The following is a 14,510-nucleotide window of genomic DNA, read 5'->3' on the forward strand; positions in this document are numbered from 1 at the left end:
TGAACCAATCCCGTCTTATCGTCCAGGCCGCAACCCGCAGCCCGCTAAATGCCTGATTGCACAATACGTCTTACGCCATTGCTGCGTGTATGAGCTATCCGGCAAAATCGTGTATTACTTTTCATTCTGCCTTACAAAAGCCATATGGCGTGGACTGTTTTCGTCCATCACCTGAAGAGGCTTTCTCCTGTACAGAACGTATTTCATGCTTCACACGTTATATACGTAGAACATTCGCATTATTCCATTGCTAAGCTTGTGATAGCAAGGTGACTTTTCCTGCTCTGTGAACTTTATTCCAGCTTTCGGCATAACCTGCGTTATCTGCAACCAAACTGCCTGAATATCGGACACAAAAAAGCATGAAAGCGCCATCGATAATCAGTTAAGCACATAAAAAGAAGTGGCGCTATGATAGCGCCCTATTTAGAATCGCCGACCATGAAAACCATGACTCCAGCCGTACGCACCGTTACCGTCACAGCCGATGAGGCCGGGCAACGCATCGATAATTTTTTACGCACGCAGCTTAAAGGCGTGCCCAAGAGCATGATTTACCGTATTTTGCGCAAAGGCGAAGTGCGCGTAAATAAAGGGCGTATCAAGCCGGAATATAAGCTACAGGCCGGTGATGAAGTACGCATTCCGCCCGTTCGCGTCGCCGAACGGGAAGACGCCGCCGTCTCGCCGAAGCTGGACAAAGTCGCCGCGCTGTCCGCAGCCATTCTCTATGAAGATGACTATCTGCTGGTGATGAATAAACCCTCCGGCACCGCGGTTCACGGCGGAAGCGGGCTGAGCTTTGGCGTCATTGAAGGACTGCGGGCGTTACGACCGGAGGCGCGCTTCCTTGAGCTGGTGCATCGTCTCGATCGCGATACGTCCGGCATTTTGCTGGTCGCAAAAAAGCGTTCGGCGCTGCGCTCGCTGCATGAACAGCTGCGCGAAAAGGGCATGCAAAAGGATTATCTGGCGCTGGTGCGCGGGCAGTGGCCTTCGCATGTGAAAAGCGTTCAGGCGCCGCTGCTGAAAAACACGCTGCAAAGCGGCGAGCGGGTGGTGCGGGTGAGCAGCGAAGGCAAGCCTTCCGAGACGCGCTTCAAAGTCGAAGAGCGTTATGCGTTCGCCACGCTGGTCAAGGCCAGCCCGGTGACCGGCCGCACGCACCAGATTCGCGTGCATACTCTGCATGCCGGACATCCTATTGCTTATGACGATCGTTACGGCGAGCGCGATTTTGACGCGCAGCTGGCGGCGACCGGCCTGAAAAGACTCTTCCTGCATGCGGCGGCGTTGACCTTTACCCATCCCGGCAGCGGCGAAGTCATGCGCGTTGAAGCACCGCTGGATGCCGGACTGAAGCGTTGTCTGGAAGCCTTGCGCAACGCTCAGGCAGGTTGAACGTTAAGGGGAGCTAAACGCCATACACAAGCGGATTAACCTCCCTTTCACGCAGCATCTCACCCAGAGCGATAAGGGGCAGGCCCACCAGCGCATTAGGATCGCGGCCTGTCAGGCGTTCAAAAAGCATAATGCCCAATCCTTCGCTTTTGAAACTGCCCGCGCAGCCGAACGGCTGTTCTATCGCAACGTAGCGGGCAATCTCCTGTTCGGTGAGAGGGCGAAAATCCACCTGGAAAGGCTCACAGGTCACGCTTAGCTGCTGCGTACGGCTGTCCAACAGCGCCAGACCGGTATAAAAGATAACGCTGCTGCCGCTGGCAGCGCGCAGTTGCGCCCGTGCGTTCTCTTCATTATAAGGTTTGCCGGTAATATTACCGTTGAGCACGCATACCTGGTCAGAACCAATAATCAGATGATCCGGGAAACGGTCGCGCAGCGCAGCTGCTTTCGCTGTCGCCAGGCGCCTGACCAGCGCCTCTGCGCTCTCGTGCGTCCTGGCGGACTCATCAACCTCGGGTGATGCGGTCACAAAAGGCATACCCAGTTTCTCCAGCAGCATCTTGCGGAAGAGCGAGGTGGAAGCCAGTACCAGTCGGGACATAAATTTTTCCAAATAGTGATGGCGAATTAATAACGTGCATTTTAAACTGTGCGCCGCATCGAATGCGAATAATGGGTGAAAGATGCCGTTTTCCGGCCTTTTTCTTTGACTCCATGTCGTTACAAAGTTAATATGCGCGCCCTATGCAAAAGGTAAAATTACCCTTAACTCTCGATCCGTTTCGCACCGCGCAGAAACGCCTGGACTATCAGGGCGTTTATCTGCCTGAACAGGTGGAACGCGTTGCCGAATCGGTCGTGAGTGTGGACAGTGATGTTGAGTGTTCGATGTCGTTCGCCATTGACAACCAGCGTTTAGCAGTACTGAACGGTACTGCGGCGGTTTCCGTGACGCTTAATTGTCAGCGCTGCGGCAAAGATTTCCCGCATCATGTCCAGGTGAAGTATTGCTTCAGTCCGGTCGCCAGTGACGACCAGGCAGAAGCGCTACCGGAAGCCTACGAGCCGGTCGACGTTAACGAATTCGGTGAAATCGATCTGCTGGCGGTGGTTGAAGATGAAATTATCCTCGCTCTGCCTGTAGTTCCGGTGCATGATTCTGAACACTGTGAAGTGTCCGAGGCGGACATGGTCTTTGGCAAATTGCCGCCTGAGGCGGAAAAACCAAACCCATTTGCCGTATTAGCCAGTTTAAAGCATAAGTAATAGGAGTAAGGTCCATGGCCGTACAACAGAATAAACCAACCCGTTCTAAACGTGGCATGCGTCGCTCTCACGATGCGCTGACCACCACCACTCTTTCCGTAGATAAAGTTTCTGGCGAAACGCATCTGCGTCACCACATCACTGCGGATGGTTACTACCGCGGTCGCAAGGTCATCACTAAGTAATTCCTGCGGAACAGCGCGGCAATACTTTGACAAGGTTGACCCTGGCGATTGATGCCATGGGCGGGGATTTCGGTCCCCGCATTACAGTGCCTGCTGCCTTGCAGGCACTGGCTTCGCATCCGCATCTGCAACTCCTTCTGGTCGGCGATCCCGACAAAATTACGTCATTTCTTGCAAAAGCTGATTCAGCGACTTTGGCACGTCTGGAAATTATCCCTGCCGAGTCAGTTATTGCCAGTGATGCTAAACCCTCGCAGGCCATTCGCCACAGCCGCGGCACGTCTATGCGTCTGGCGCTGGAGATGGTAAAAGAGGGGCGGGCGCAGTCCTGTATCAGCGCGGGCAATACCGGCGCGCTGATGGGGCTGTCCAAACTTTTATTGAAGCCGCTTGCGGGCATTGAGCGTCCGGCATTGATGACCGTACTGCCGCATCAGCAAAAGGGTAAAACGGTCGTGCTGGATTTAGGCGCGAACGTGCAGGCGGATAGCGCTATGCTGGTACAGTTCGCCGTGATGGGCGCGGTGATGGCCGAAGAAGTACTGACCATCAGCCAGCCCCGTGTCGCGCTGCTGAATATTGGTCACGAAGAGACCAAAGGCGTAAGCAGTATCCATGATGCGGCGGCAGTGCTGCGAGAATCACCTGAAATTAACTATATTGGATACCTTGAAGGCAACGATCTTCTTACCGGTAAAACGGACGTGCTCGTGTGTGACGGTTTCAGCGGCAATGTGGCGCTGAAAACGATGGAGGGAGTGGTAAGAATGTTTCTTTCGCTGCTGAAATCGCAGAGTGAAGGGAAAAAAAGGGCATGGTGGCTGTCGATGCTGGGGCGTGTGATAAAAAAACGCCTTAACAAACGCTTCGGTCACCTTAATCCCGACCAGTATAACGGGGCCTGCCTGTTAGGATTACGCGATACCGTGATAAAAAGTCACGGCGCGGCCAATGAGCGCGCTTTTTTGGCCGCCATAGAACAGGCAGAGCAGGCGGTGCGGCGGCAGGTTCCTGAGCGAATTGCCGCCCGCCTTCAGGCTGTATTACCTAAAAGTGACTAAGCGTACATGTATACGAAAATTCTCGGTACGGGCAGCTATTTGCCCGAACAGGTGCGGACTAACGCCGATCTGGAAAAAATGGTAGAGACATCGGACGAGTGGATTGTCACCCGAACCGGCATTCGTGAACGCCGCATCGCCGCGCCAGAGGAAACGGTCGCGTCAATGGGGTTCCGCGCCGCTGAGAAAGCGCTGGAAATGTCCGCCGTTGATAAAAACGATATCGGGCTGATCATCGTTGCCACCACTTCATCCAGCCATGCGTTCCCCAGCTCGGCCTGCATGGTTCAGCATCTGCTGGGCATCAAAGATGCAATCTCCTTCGATCTTGCTGCGGCCTGCGCCGGTTTTACCTACGCGCTCAGCGTGGCCGATCAGTACATTAAAAATGGCGTGGTAAAAAACGCGCTGGTGGTGGGTTCAGACGTGCTGGCGAGGATGCTTGACCCGGAAGATCGCGGCACAATCATTCTGTTTGGCGATGCCGCAGGAGCCGCAGTACTGGGCGCCAGCGAAGAGCAGGGCATTATCTCCACGCATCTTCACGCCGACGGCAGCTACGGCCAACTTCTCACCCTCAGCTATCAGGATCGTCAGAATCAGGCGCAGCCTTCTTACGTCACCATGGCGGGTAATGAAGTCTTTAAAGTGGCGGTAACAGAGCTTGCCCATATCGTCGAGGAAACCCTTCAGGCGAATAATCTTGAGCGCGAGGCGATTGACTGGCTGGTGCCGCATCAGGCGAACCTGCGCATTATCAGCGCCACGGCACGCAAGCTGGGCATGGAGATGGATAAAGTGGTGGTGACGCTTGATCGTCACGGTAACACCTCTGCCGCTTCCGTACCCTGCGCGCTGGATGAAGCGGTGCGCGACGGACGCATTCAGCGCGGCCAGCTGCTGCTGCTTGAAGCGTTTGGCGGTGGCTTCACCTGGGGATCGGCGCTGGTTCGTTTTTGATTCAAAGGAAAAAAACAATGACGCAATTTGCAATGGTTTTCCCCGGACAGGGTTCGCAGACGGTGGGCATGCTGGCCGAGCTGGCGAAAGAGTACTCGTTGGTTGAAAAAACGTTCGCTGAGGCTTCTGACGCGCTGGGTTATGATCTCTGGGCGCTGGTGCAGAACGGCCCGACAGAAGAACTGAATAAAACCTGGCAGACCCAGCCTGCGCTGCTTGCCGCCTCTGTTGCTATTTTCCGCGTTTGGCAGGAAAAAGGCGGCAAAGCGCCGGCAATGCTGGCAGGTCACAGCCTGGGCGAGTATAGTGCGCTGGTTTGCGCTGGCGTCCTCGATTTTACCGATGCCGTTAAGCTGGTTGAACTGCGTGGCAAACTGATGCAGGAAGCGGTGCCGGAAGGAACGGGCGCCATGCAGGCCATTATTGGCCTTGACGATGACGCCATCGCCAAAGCGTGCGAAGACGCCGCGCAGGGCGAGGTGGTTTCGCCGGTGAATTACAACTCGCCGGGCCAGGTGGTCATCGCAGGTAACAAAGAAGCCGTTGAGCGTGCAGGCGCGGCGTGTAAAGCCGCAGGCGCTAAACGTGCGCTGCCGCTGCCGGTGAGCGTGCCTTCTCATTGCGCGCTCATGAAGCCCGCAGCGGATAAGCTGGCGAAGGCGCTTGAAGAACTGACCTTCAATGCACCGGCTATTCCGGTGGTCAACAACGTTGACGTCAAATGCGAAACCTCTGCGGAAGCCATTCGCAGCGCGTTGATCCGCCAGCTTTATAGTCCGGTTCGCTGGACGGGATGCGTGGAATACATGGCTGCGCAGGGCGTCACATCGCTGTTAGAAGTTGGGCCGGGTAAGGTTCTGACCGGACTGACTAAACGTATCGTCGACAGCCTGACCGCCAGTGCCGTTAACGATCCGGTCAGCCTGTCTGCGGCGCTTTAACTGTCAGAAGAGGATGAAGGATGAGCTTTGAAGGAAAAATCGCGCTGGTTACCGGCGCAAGCCGTGGGATCGGCCGTGCTATCGCTGAAACACTGGTGGCGCGCGGCGCAAAAGTGATCGGTACAGCGACCAGCCAGAGCGGCGCTGATGCGATTAGCGCTTATCTCGGCGACCGCGGTAAAGGGATGTTGCTGAACGTCACCGACGCGGCGTCTATTGAGAGCGTGCTTACCACCCTTCGCGCCGAATTTGGCGAAGTGGACATTTTAGTGAATAATGCCGGCATCACGCGTGATAATCTGCTGATGCGCATGAAAGACGATGAGTGGGAGGATATCCTCAACACCAATCTGACTTCCGTTTTCCGCCTGTCAAAAGCGGTAATGCGCGCTATGATGAAAAAACGCGTGGGCCGAATTATTACCATCGGTTCCGTTGTAGGAACCATGGGTAATGCGGGGCAGGCAAACTACGCGGCAGCAAAAGCGGGTTTGATTGGCTTCAGCAAGTCACTGGCGCGCGAAGTTGCGTCACGTGGTATTACCGTTAACGTTGTGGCGCCTGGTTTCATTGAAACCGACATGACGCGTGCGCTGAACGAAGATCAGCGTACGGCCATTCTGGCGGAAGTGCCAGCGGGTCGCCTCGGCGATGCGCAGGAAATCGCCAACGCCGTAGCATTTTTAGCCTCTGACGAGGCAGCGTACATCACTGGTGAGACGCTGCATGTCAACGGCGGAATGTATATGGTCTGACGATCGCGAAAATAATTTGCGTTATTTGCGGTAAAACCCGCAAAATAGCGTAAAATCGTGGTTCGACCAGCGGGTATTTAGTTGCATCTTTTTCAACATTTTATACACTACGAAAACCATCGCGAAAGCGAGTTTTGATAGGAAATTTAATAGTATGAGCACTATCGAAGAACGCGTTAAGAAAATCATTGGTGAGCAGCTTGGCGTTAAGCAGGAAGAAGTTGTTAACACTGCTTCTTTTGTAGAAGATCTGGGCGCTGATTCTCTTGATACCGTTGAGCTGGTAATGGCTCTGGAAGAAGAGTTCGACACTGAGATTCCAGACGAAGAAGCTGAGAAAATCACTACCGTTCAGGCAGCGATTGACTACATCAATGGTCATCAGGCTTAAGTGAACATCTCTAGGCGGTCGCCCGACCGCCTGCGTTTTTTTTGATTGCACCGTACCAATTTCCCTCTCTCTGGAGGACGAACGTGTCTAAGCGTCGTGTAGTTGTGACTGGTCTTGGCATGTTGTCTCCTGTCGGCAATACCGTAGAGTCTACATGGACTGCTCTTCTTGCCGGTCAGAGTGGCATCAGCCCGATTGAATATTTTGATACCAGCGCCTACGCAACGCGTTTCGCTGGCTTAGTAAAAGATTTTGACTGTGAAGAGTACATTTCGCGCAAAGATCAGCGCAAAATGGATCTCTTTATTCAGTATGGAGTTGTCGCTGGCATTCAGGCCATGCGGGATTCTGGCCTGGTCATTACCGACGAAAACGCCGATCGCATCGGCGCCGCGATTGGTTCCGGCATTGGCGGTTTAGGTCTTATTGAGGAAAACAACGCAGCGCTGGTAAACGGCGGGCCGCGTAAAATCAGCCCATTCTTCGTTCCTTCTACCATTGTGAACATGATTGCCGGACATCTGACAATTATGTACGGCATGAAGGGGCCCAGCATTGCCATCTCGACCGCCTGTACCACCGGCGTACACAATATCGGCCAGGCAGCGCGTATGATCGCCTATGACGATGCCGATGTGATGCTGGCAGGCGGTGCGGAAAAAGGCAGTACCCCACTGGGTATTGGCGGCTTTGGCGCAGCGCGCGCCCTCTCAACGCGTAACGATAATCCGCAGGCGGCGAGCCGTCCGTGGGATAAAGATCGTGACGGCTTTGTATTGGGCGATGGCGCAGGGATCGTGGTGCTTGAAGAGTACGAGCATGCTAAAAGGCGCGGTGCGAAAATTTATGCCGAGCTGGTTGGTTTTGGCATGAGCAGCGATGCTTACCATATGACTTCGCCACCGGAAAACGGTGCGGGCGCGGCCCTGGCGATGGTCAATGCCCTGAAGGACGCCCGGCTTTCGCCAGAAAAAATCGGCTATATTAACGCGCATGGTACTTCGACGCCTGCCGGTGACAAAGCTGAAACCCAGGCGGTTAAAGCGGTATTTGGCGCCAGCGCAATGGACGTTATGGTGAGCTCCACGAAATCGATGACCGGTCACCTGCTGGGTGCCGCTGGCGCGGTTGAGGCGATCTACTCCATTCTGGCGCTGCGTGACCAGGCGATCCCGCCGACGATCAACCTGGACAATCCGGATGAAGGTTGCGATCTGGATTTCGTGCCGCATACGGCGCGTCAGGTCAGCGGTCTGGAGTACACGCTCTGTAACTCCTTTGGCTTCGGCGGCACGAACGGATCGTTGATTTTCCGTAAAGTCTGAGTTCTGCGCCGTTGCCACTCAAGGCCCGCCCTTCGCGGGCCTTTTTCATATTCACCGTTTAACTTCACCGCAGCATGAAGCTCTTAAGGCGCCAGACAAACTCAGCATCACAGGGAATACGCTTCCCGGTAGGTAAAATTTCAGGGAGAAAAAATGGCCTGGATCAATGGTAAGTCTCAGGACTGGCTCACGGCATCCGATCGCGCCGTACAGTTTGGTGATGGCTGTTTCACCACGGCACGCGTCCTTAACGGTGCCATTAATGCTCTTGACGCGCATCTGGTGCGGCTACAGGCAGGCTGTCAGCGCCTGCGCATCGCGGACGTGGACTGGTCAACGCTGCAAAAAGAGATGCGCGAGGTCGCCGCGCCGTGCAGCGATGGCGTAATAAAAGTCATCATCTCGCGCGGGCAGGGCGGCAGAGGTTACAGCCCGGCAGGTTGCCAGCAACCCACGCGCCTCCTCTCCCTCTCTCCCTATCCTGCACATTATCATACGCTCAGGCAGCGAGGCTGCCGGCTGGCATTGAGTTCGGTGCGGCTGGCGCGCAGTCCGCTGCTGGCGGGGATCAAGCATCTCAACCGGCTTGAACAGGTTTTGATCCGCGCAGAGCTTGAACAGAGCGATGCCGACGAGGCGCTGGTGCTTGACACTGAAGGTTCGCTGGTGGAATGCTGTGCCGCGAACCTGTTCTGGCGTCGGAACAATGACGTTTTTACGCCGGATCTCAGCCATTCAGGCGTTGAGGGCATTCAGCGACAGCAGGTAATACGGCTGCTGAAAGCGCAGGGCGTGACCACGCATATCGTCACTGCGCCGCCTGAAATCCTTGCTGATGCGGACGAAGTAATCATAACCAATGCACTCATGCCCGTGCTGCCGGTTAATCAGATTGAAACGTGGCGTTACAGTAGTCGCCAGCTATTCGATCAACTTGCCGCCACTGCGAATAACATGGATATTTCATGACATCACAGCGAAAATTTATTATCGGAGCGATCTTTATCGTACTGGCCGTTATTGCCTTTAGCGCGTGGCAAATTCGACAGCTTGCCGGTTCCACACTCACCATAACGAAAGAGACAATCTTTACGCTGCCTGCCGGTTCAGGCCGCGTAGTGCTGGAGGCAGAGCTTAACCGGCAGCATATTATTCCGCAGACCATCTGGTTTGGCTGGCTGCTCAGGATGGAGCCGGAACTGGCAAAATTCAAAGCGGGTACCTATCGTTTCACGCCGGGCATGACCGTGCGTCAGATGCTGATGCTGCTGGCCAGCGGCAGAGAGGCACAGTTCCCGGTGCGCTTTATCGAAGGATCGCGGATGCGCGACTGGCTGGCGACGCTGCGATCTGCGCCTTACGTTCGCCACACTTTGCCGGATGATCAACTGCGTTCCGTCGCCGAAGCGTTAAAGCTTGATGAGGCGGGCGTAGAAGGCTGGTTTTATCCCGATACCTACTCGTACACCGCCAATACCACTGATGTTGCGCTCCTGAAGCGGGCGAACGAGCGCATGGTAAAAATGGTTGACGGCTTGTGGCAGCAGAAGGCGGAAGGCCTGCCTTATAAAGACAAAAACGATCTGGTCACCATGGCCTCAATTGTTGAAAAAGAGACGGCGCTGGCGGAAGAACGCAGTAAAGTCGCCTCGGTGTTTATTAATCGCCTCCGGCTTGGCATGCGTCTTCAGACCGACCCGACGGTGATTTATGGTATGGGCGAAAACTATACCGGCACGCTTGTCCGCAAAGATCTGGAGACGTCGAGCGCCTATAATACCTATATTATTGCTGGCCTGCCGCCGGGCCCGATAGCGATGCCAGGCAAGGCTTCGCTGGAAGCCGCAGCGCACCCGCTCAAAACGGATTTCCTTTACTTTGTCGCTAACGGCGAAGGCGGACATACATTTACGACCAATCTCGCCAGCCATAATCGTGCGGTACAGGCATGGCGGCAGGCCGTCAGGGAAAAAAATGAACGGTAAATTTATTGTTATCGAAGGGCTGGAAGGCGCGGGTAAAACCACCGCTCGCGATCGGGTAGTGGATGCGCTTCATCTGCATGGTATTCACGATATTGTCTATACCAGAGAGCCGGGCGGTACGCCGCTGGCGGAAAAACTGCGCGATCTGATTAAACAGGGCATCGCCGATGAGCAGGTCACGGACAAGGCGGAACTGCTGATGCTGTATGCGGCGCGCGTGCAGTTGGTTGAAAACGTGATCAAACCCGCCCTCAATCGCGGGGCGTGGGTGGTTGGCGACAGGCACGATCTCTCCTCGCAGGCCTATCAGGGCGGCGGGCGAGGCATGGATACCGAACTGATGCATCAGCTCAGACAAAGCGTACTGGGCGATTTTTCACCCGATCTGACGCTCTATCTCGACGTCACACCGGAGATCGGTCTTCAGCGCGCCCGCGCCCGCGGTGAACTGGACCGCATTGAGCAGGAGTCGCTGAACTTCTTTATACGTACGCGCGAGCGCTATCTCGCCCTCGCCGCAGACGACGCCCGCATAAAAACCATTGACGCCACGCAGCCGCTGGAGAGCGTCGCCGCTGCAATAGCAGAGACGCTCTCTGCCTGGCTGCGGGAACAGGCATGAACTGGTATCCCTGGCTTAACCAGCCTTACCGGCAGCTCATCGGCCAGCATCAGGCAGGACGAGGGCACCATGCTGTATTGATCCACGCGCTGCCCGGTATGGGCGACGCCTCGCTGGTGTGGGGGATCGGCCGCTGGCTGATGTGCCAGCAGCGTGACGGCCTGAAAAGCTGTGGACGCTGTCACGCCTGTCAGCTTATGCAGGCGCATACCCATCCGGACTGGTATGCGCTTTCGCCGGAAAAAGGCAAAAGTGCGCTGGGTATTGATGCGGTGCGTAGCGTGACCGAAACGCTGTATCACCATGCGCAGCAGGGCGGAGCAAAAGTGGTCTGGTTGCCGGATGCCGGACAGCTGACAGAAGCGGCGGCAAACGCACTGCTGAAAACGCTGGAAGAGCCGCCAAAAAATACCTGGTTTATGCTGTGTAGTGCTCAGCCTGCCGCGCTGTTGGCAACGATACGCAGCCGCTGTCAGAATCTTCATCTGGCGCCTCCGGCAGAGAATCAAAGCCTGCTCTGGCTGCAAAAGCAGTTAAGCGGCGCCGTTGAGACGGATTGCATCACGGCGTTGCGTCTGAGCGGCGGCGCGCCTGCGGCAGCGCTGGCATTACTGGATGAAAAAAGCTGGAACGCGCGGAAGGCGCTGTGCGATGCGCTGCCCGACGCGCTTCGGGGCGATATACTCGACCTGATGCCTGTTCTTAATCATGATGATGCAGCGCAGCGCGTCGGCTGGCTCTGTGCGCTGCTGGTTGATGCGCTTAAGTGGCAGCAGGGCGGTGGACAATTTCTTACTAACGTTGATCGGCAGGCGCTGATTGCTGATATGGCGATGCGGCTGCCGGGCAGCGCATTAGATGAAAGCGTGCGTGGCTGGATGACCTGCCGCCATCGCCTGCTTACCGTGATAGCGGTTAATCGCGAACTGCTTCTGACCGATCGGCTGCTGGCGTGGGAGCAGATGCTGCACGCCTCTTCAGTGATCTAAACGATTCCGGGAATTATTATGTTTTTAGTCGATTCACACTGCCATCTTGATGGCCTGGATTATGAAACGCAGCATAAGGATGTGGCTGATGTGCTGGCAAAGGCTGCTGCGCGTGATGTGAAATTTATGCTTGCGGTGGCAACGACGCTGCCCGGTTATCGCGCCATGACGCAGCTTCTGGCAGATTATGACAATGTTGCCTGGTCATGCGGCGTGCATCCGCTCAATCAGGATGCACCTTACGATTTTGCCGAGTTACGGCAGCTTGCTGCGGACGATCGCGTGGTTGCGCTGGGAGAAACCGGGCTGGATTATCACTATCAGCCAGAGACGAAGGCGCAGCAGCAGGCTTCTTTCCGTGAGCATATTCGCACGGGACGCGCGCTCAATAAGCCGGTAATTGTGCACACGCGGGAAGCACGTGAAGATACGCTGGCCATCCTGAAAGAGGAGCAGGTTGAAGGGTGCGGCGGCGTGCTGCACTGCTTTACGGAAGATCGTGCTACGGCAGAAAAACTGCTTGATTACGGCATGTATATCTCTTTCTCCGGCATTGTTACCTTTCGCAATGCGGAAACCATTCGCGACGCCGCGCGCTATGTGCCACTGGACAGAATTCTGGTAGAGACCGATTCACCTTATCTGGCGCCGGTGCCAAACCGTGGCAAGCCGAATCAGCCTGCCTGGACGCGTGACGTCGCAGAGTATATGGCCGTCCTTAAAGGCGTTTCCGTTGAGGAGCTGGCGCAAACGACCACCCGGAACTTCTCGCAGCTTTTTCATGTCCCGATGGACAGGTTAACCGAACGCTAATAATTTTATTCCTCGTAATAATCTCTTTTAACGCATAGAGTGCATCGCCGCAATCATGGCGCGATGCGCTTTTTTGCGGTTGGAATTGGCGCTTTTCGCCGGTTAATTACGCAGGCGAGCAGGATCAGCGAAGGAAACGTGATTGTTGTCAAACTAATTGCAGGCTATTTATTTTAGACTTCGTAATAAATACCGAGAGCGCATCAGCGCTCCATCGGCGTCGGGTCTCCCCCTGACGCCGCGCGCATCGCGCGTTAAAACGCATTCATACTCAGGAGTTTCTCATTATGTTTAAAAACGCATTTGCAAACCTGCAAAAGGTCGGTAAATCGCTGATGCTGCCGGTATCGGTTCTGCCGATTGCCGGTATTTTACTGGGCGTAGGTTCCGCTAATTTTAGCTGGCTGCCGCTGGTTGTTTCGCATGTCATGGCCGAGGCGGGTGGGTCGGTCTTCGCCAATATGCCGCTGATCTTTGCTATCGGCGTGGCGCTGGGCTTTACCAATAACGACGGTGTTTCGGCGCTGGCAGCAGTGGTAGCTTACGGCATCATGGTGAAAACCATGGCGGTCGTTGCGCCGCTGGTGCTGCACATCACGTCCGCCGAAATTGAAGCCAAACATCTGGCAGATACCGGCGTGCTGGGCGGCATCATCGCAGGTTCCATCGCAGCGTATATGTTCAACCGTTTTTACCGCATCAGGCTGCCTGAATACATGGGCTTTTTTGCCGGTAAACGCTTCGTGCCGATTATTTCAGGTTTGGCCGCCATCTTTTTGGGCGTGATCCTCTCCTTTGTGTGGCCGCCGATTGGCACCGCCATTCAGGAATTTTCCCAGTGGGCAGCCTATCAGAATCCGGTAGTGGCTTTTGGCCTGTATGGTCTGATTGAACGTTCGCTGGTGCCTTTCGGTCTGCATCACATCTGGAATGTGCCTTTCCAGATGCAGATTGGCGAGTTCACCAACGCGGCGGGCCAGGTTTTCCACGGCGATATTCCTCGCTATATGGCAGGCGATCCTACCGCAGGCAAACTGTCCGGCGGCTTCCTGTTTAAAATGTACGGTCTGCCAGCGGCGGCTATTGCTATCTGGCACTCAGCAAAGCCGGAAAACCGCGCCAAAGTGGGCGGTATCATGATCTCCGCCGCGCTGACCGCGTTCCTGACCGGCATCACAGAGCCGATTGAGTTCTCATTTATGTTTGTGGCGCCGGTGCTCTATGCCATCCACATTTTGCTGGCGGGTCTGGCGTTTCCCATCTGTATTCTGCTGGGTATGCGTGACGGCACCAGCTTCTCGCACGGCCTGATCGACTTTGTGGTACTGAGCGGCAACAGCAGTAAAATCTGGCTCTTCCCGATTGTCGGCATCCTGTACGGGCTGATTTACTACAGCCTGTTCCGTCTGGTCATCGTTAAATTCAACCTGAAAACACCGGGACGGGAAGAGACGAGCAGCGCGCAGACCACCGGTTCTGCTAATGAAATGGCAGGCAACCTGGTTGCCGCCTTCGGTGGAAAAGAGAACATCACCAATCTTGATGCCTGCATTACGCGTCTGCGCGTCAGCGTGGCGGACGTGACTAAAGTGGATCAGGCTGGCCTGAAACAGCTTGGCGCGGCGGGCGTTGTCGTGGCGGGCTCCGGCGTTCAGGCGATTTTCGGGACTAAATCCGATAACCTGAAAACGGATATGGATGACTATATCCGCAACAGCTGATCGCCATTGCTGAAATGAAAGGGGACGCCGGGCGTCCCTTTTTTATTGGGCGCGCCTCGCAGGCCGTAAAAGAAAAATGACGGTAAGGTTGA

16 protein-coding genes are annotated in these 14,510 nt (G+C 55.3%); 15 read left to right on the forward strand and 1 reads right to left on the reverse strand.

The features are described from left to right. Positions 1 to 441 precede the first annotated feature (441 nt). Positions 442 to 1,401, forward strand: a complete 960-nt coding sequence (gene rluC / locus FA91_RS07300; RefSeq protein WP_034919073.1) for a 23S rRNA pseudouridine(955/2504/2580) synthase RluC — start codon at positions 442 to 444, stop codon at positions 1,399 to 1,401. Positions 1,402 to 1,414: 13 nt separating this feature from the next. Here rluC and FA91_RS07305 read toward each other — a convergent pair whose 3' ends face one another. Further along, positions 1,415 to 2,005: a nucleoside triphosphate pyrophosphatase gene (locus tag FA91_RS07305; RefSeq protein ID WP_034914076.1), complete on the reverse strand. Its 591-nt coding sequence runs from the start codon at positions 2,003 to 2,005 to the stop codon at positions 1,415 to 1,417. Between the two features lie 143 nt (positions 2,006 to 2,148). Here FA91_RS07305 and yceD point away from each other — a divergent pair, with 143 nt between their 5' ends. The 14 genes from yceD to ptsG all read left to right on the forward strand — a co-directional run bounded on the left by yceD (position 2,149) and on the right by ptsG (position 14,418). Next, on the forward strand, positions 2,149 to 2,670 hold the full coding sequence (gene yceD, locus FA91_RS07310) for a 23S rRNA accumulation protein YceD (protein WP_034914079.1): 522 nt from the start codon (positions 2,149 to 2,151) through the stop codon (positions 2,668 to 2,670). A gap of 14 nt (positions 2,671 to 2,684) precedes the next feature. Beyond that, entirely contained in the window at positions 2,685 to 2,855 is a 171-nt protein-coding gene (rpmF, locus tag FA91_RS07315) for a 50S ribosomal protein L32 (RefSeq protein ID WP_016192161.1), read from the forward strand. A 26-nt stretch (positions 2,856 to 2,881) separates the two neighbouring features. Continuing rightward, on the forward strand, positions 2,882 to 3,916 hold the full coding sequence (plsX, locus tag FA91_RS07320; RefSeq protein WP_034914083.1) for a phosphate acyltransferase PlsX: 1,035 nt from the start codon (positions 2,882 to 2,884) through the stop codon (positions 3,914 to 3,916). 6 nt (positions 3,917 to 3,922) lie between these two features. Beyond that, a complete protein-coding gene (locus FA91_RS07325; protein WP_034914086.1) occupies positions 3,923 to 4,876 on the forward strand; it encodes a beta-ketoacyl-ACP synthase III in 954 nt (317 codons plus the stop codon). 17 nt (positions 4,877 to 4,893) lie between these two features. Next, the gene (fabD, locus tag FA91_RS07330; RefSeq protein WP_034914087.1) at positions 4,894 to 5,817 is read left to right on the forward strand and encodes an ACP S-malonyltransferase; all 924 of its coding nucleotides are present in this window, start codon (positions 4,894 to 4,896) and stop codon (positions 5,815 to 5,817) included. Positions 5,818 to 5,837: 20 nt separating this feature from the next. After that, positions 5,838 to 6,572, forward strand: a complete 735-nt coding sequence (gene fabG / locus FA91_RS07335) for a 3-oxoacyl-ACP reductase FabG (protein ID WP_034914089.1) — start codon at positions 5,838 to 5,840, stop codon at positions 6,570 to 6,572. 154 nt (positions 6,573 to 6,726) lie between these two features. After that, positions 6,727 to 6,963 carry an acyl carrier protein gene (gene acpP, locus FA91_RS07340; RefSeq protein WP_004157115.1) on the forward strand — a complete coding sequence of 79 codons (237 nt, stop codon included), beginning with the start codon at positions 6,727 to 6,729 and terminating at the stop codon, positions 6,961 to 6,963. A gap of 83 nt (positions 6,964 to 7,046) precedes the next feature. Further along, positions 7,047 to 8,288 carry a beta-ketoacyl-ACP synthase II gene (gene fabF / locus FA91_RS07345; RefSeq protein ID WP_034914090.1) on the forward strand — a complete coding sequence of 414 codons (1,242 nt, stop codon included), beginning with the start codon at positions 7,047 to 7,049 and terminating at the stop codon, positions 8,286 to 8,288. 153 nt (positions 8,289 to 8,441) lie between these two features. Beyond that, the gene (pabC, locus tag FA91_RS07350) at positions 8,442 to 9,257 is read left to right on the forward strand and encodes an aminodeoxychorismate lyase (RefSeq protein WP_034914093.1); all 816 of its coding nucleotides are present in this window, start codon (positions 8,442 to 8,444) and stop codon (positions 9,255 to 9,257) included. Continuing rightward, a complete protein-coding gene (gene mltG, locus FA91_RS07355) occupies positions 9,254 to 10,273 on the forward strand; it encodes an endolytic transglycosylase MltG (RefSeq protein ID WP_034914095.1) in 1,020 nt (339 codons plus the stop codon). Before pabC ends, mltG begins: the two co-directional genes overlap by 4 nt. Continuing rightward, positions 10,263 to 10,895: a dTMP kinase gene (gene tmk, locus FA91_RS07360; protein WP_034914098.1), complete on the forward strand. Its 633-nt coding sequence runs from the start codon at positions 10,263 to 10,265 to the stop codon at positions 10,893 to 10,895. Before mltG ends, tmk begins: the two co-directional genes overlap by 11 nt. Continuing rightward, complete coding sequence (holB, locus tag FA91_RS07365) at positions 10,892 to 11,884, forward strand: DNA polymerase III subunit delta' (protein ID WP_034914100.1); 993 nt, start codon at positions 10,892 to 10,894, stop codon at positions 11,882 to 11,884. Before tmk ends, holB begins: the two co-directional genes overlap by 4 nt. Positions 11,885 to 11,902: 18 nt before the next feature. Then, entirely contained in the window at positions 11,903 to 12,697 is a 795-nt protein-coding gene (locus FA91_RS07370; RefSeq protein ID WP_034914103.1) for a metal-dependent hydrolase, read from the forward strand. Between the two features lie 287 nt (positions 12,698 to 12,984). Continuing rightward, on the forward strand, positions 12,985 to 14,418 hold the full coding sequence (gene ptsG, locus FA91_RS07375) for a PTS glucose transporter subunit IIBC (protein ID WP_034914104.1): 1,434 nt from the start codon (positions 12,985 to 12,987) through the stop codon (positions 14,416 to 14,418). Positions 14,419 to 14,510: the final 92 nt, after the last annotated feature.

The sequence above is a fragment of the Erwinia sp. 9145 genome, from assembly GCF_000745075.1.
Lineage (GTDB): Bacteria > Pseudomonadota > Gammaproteobacteria > Enterobacterales > Enterobacteriaceae > Erwinia > Erwinia oleae.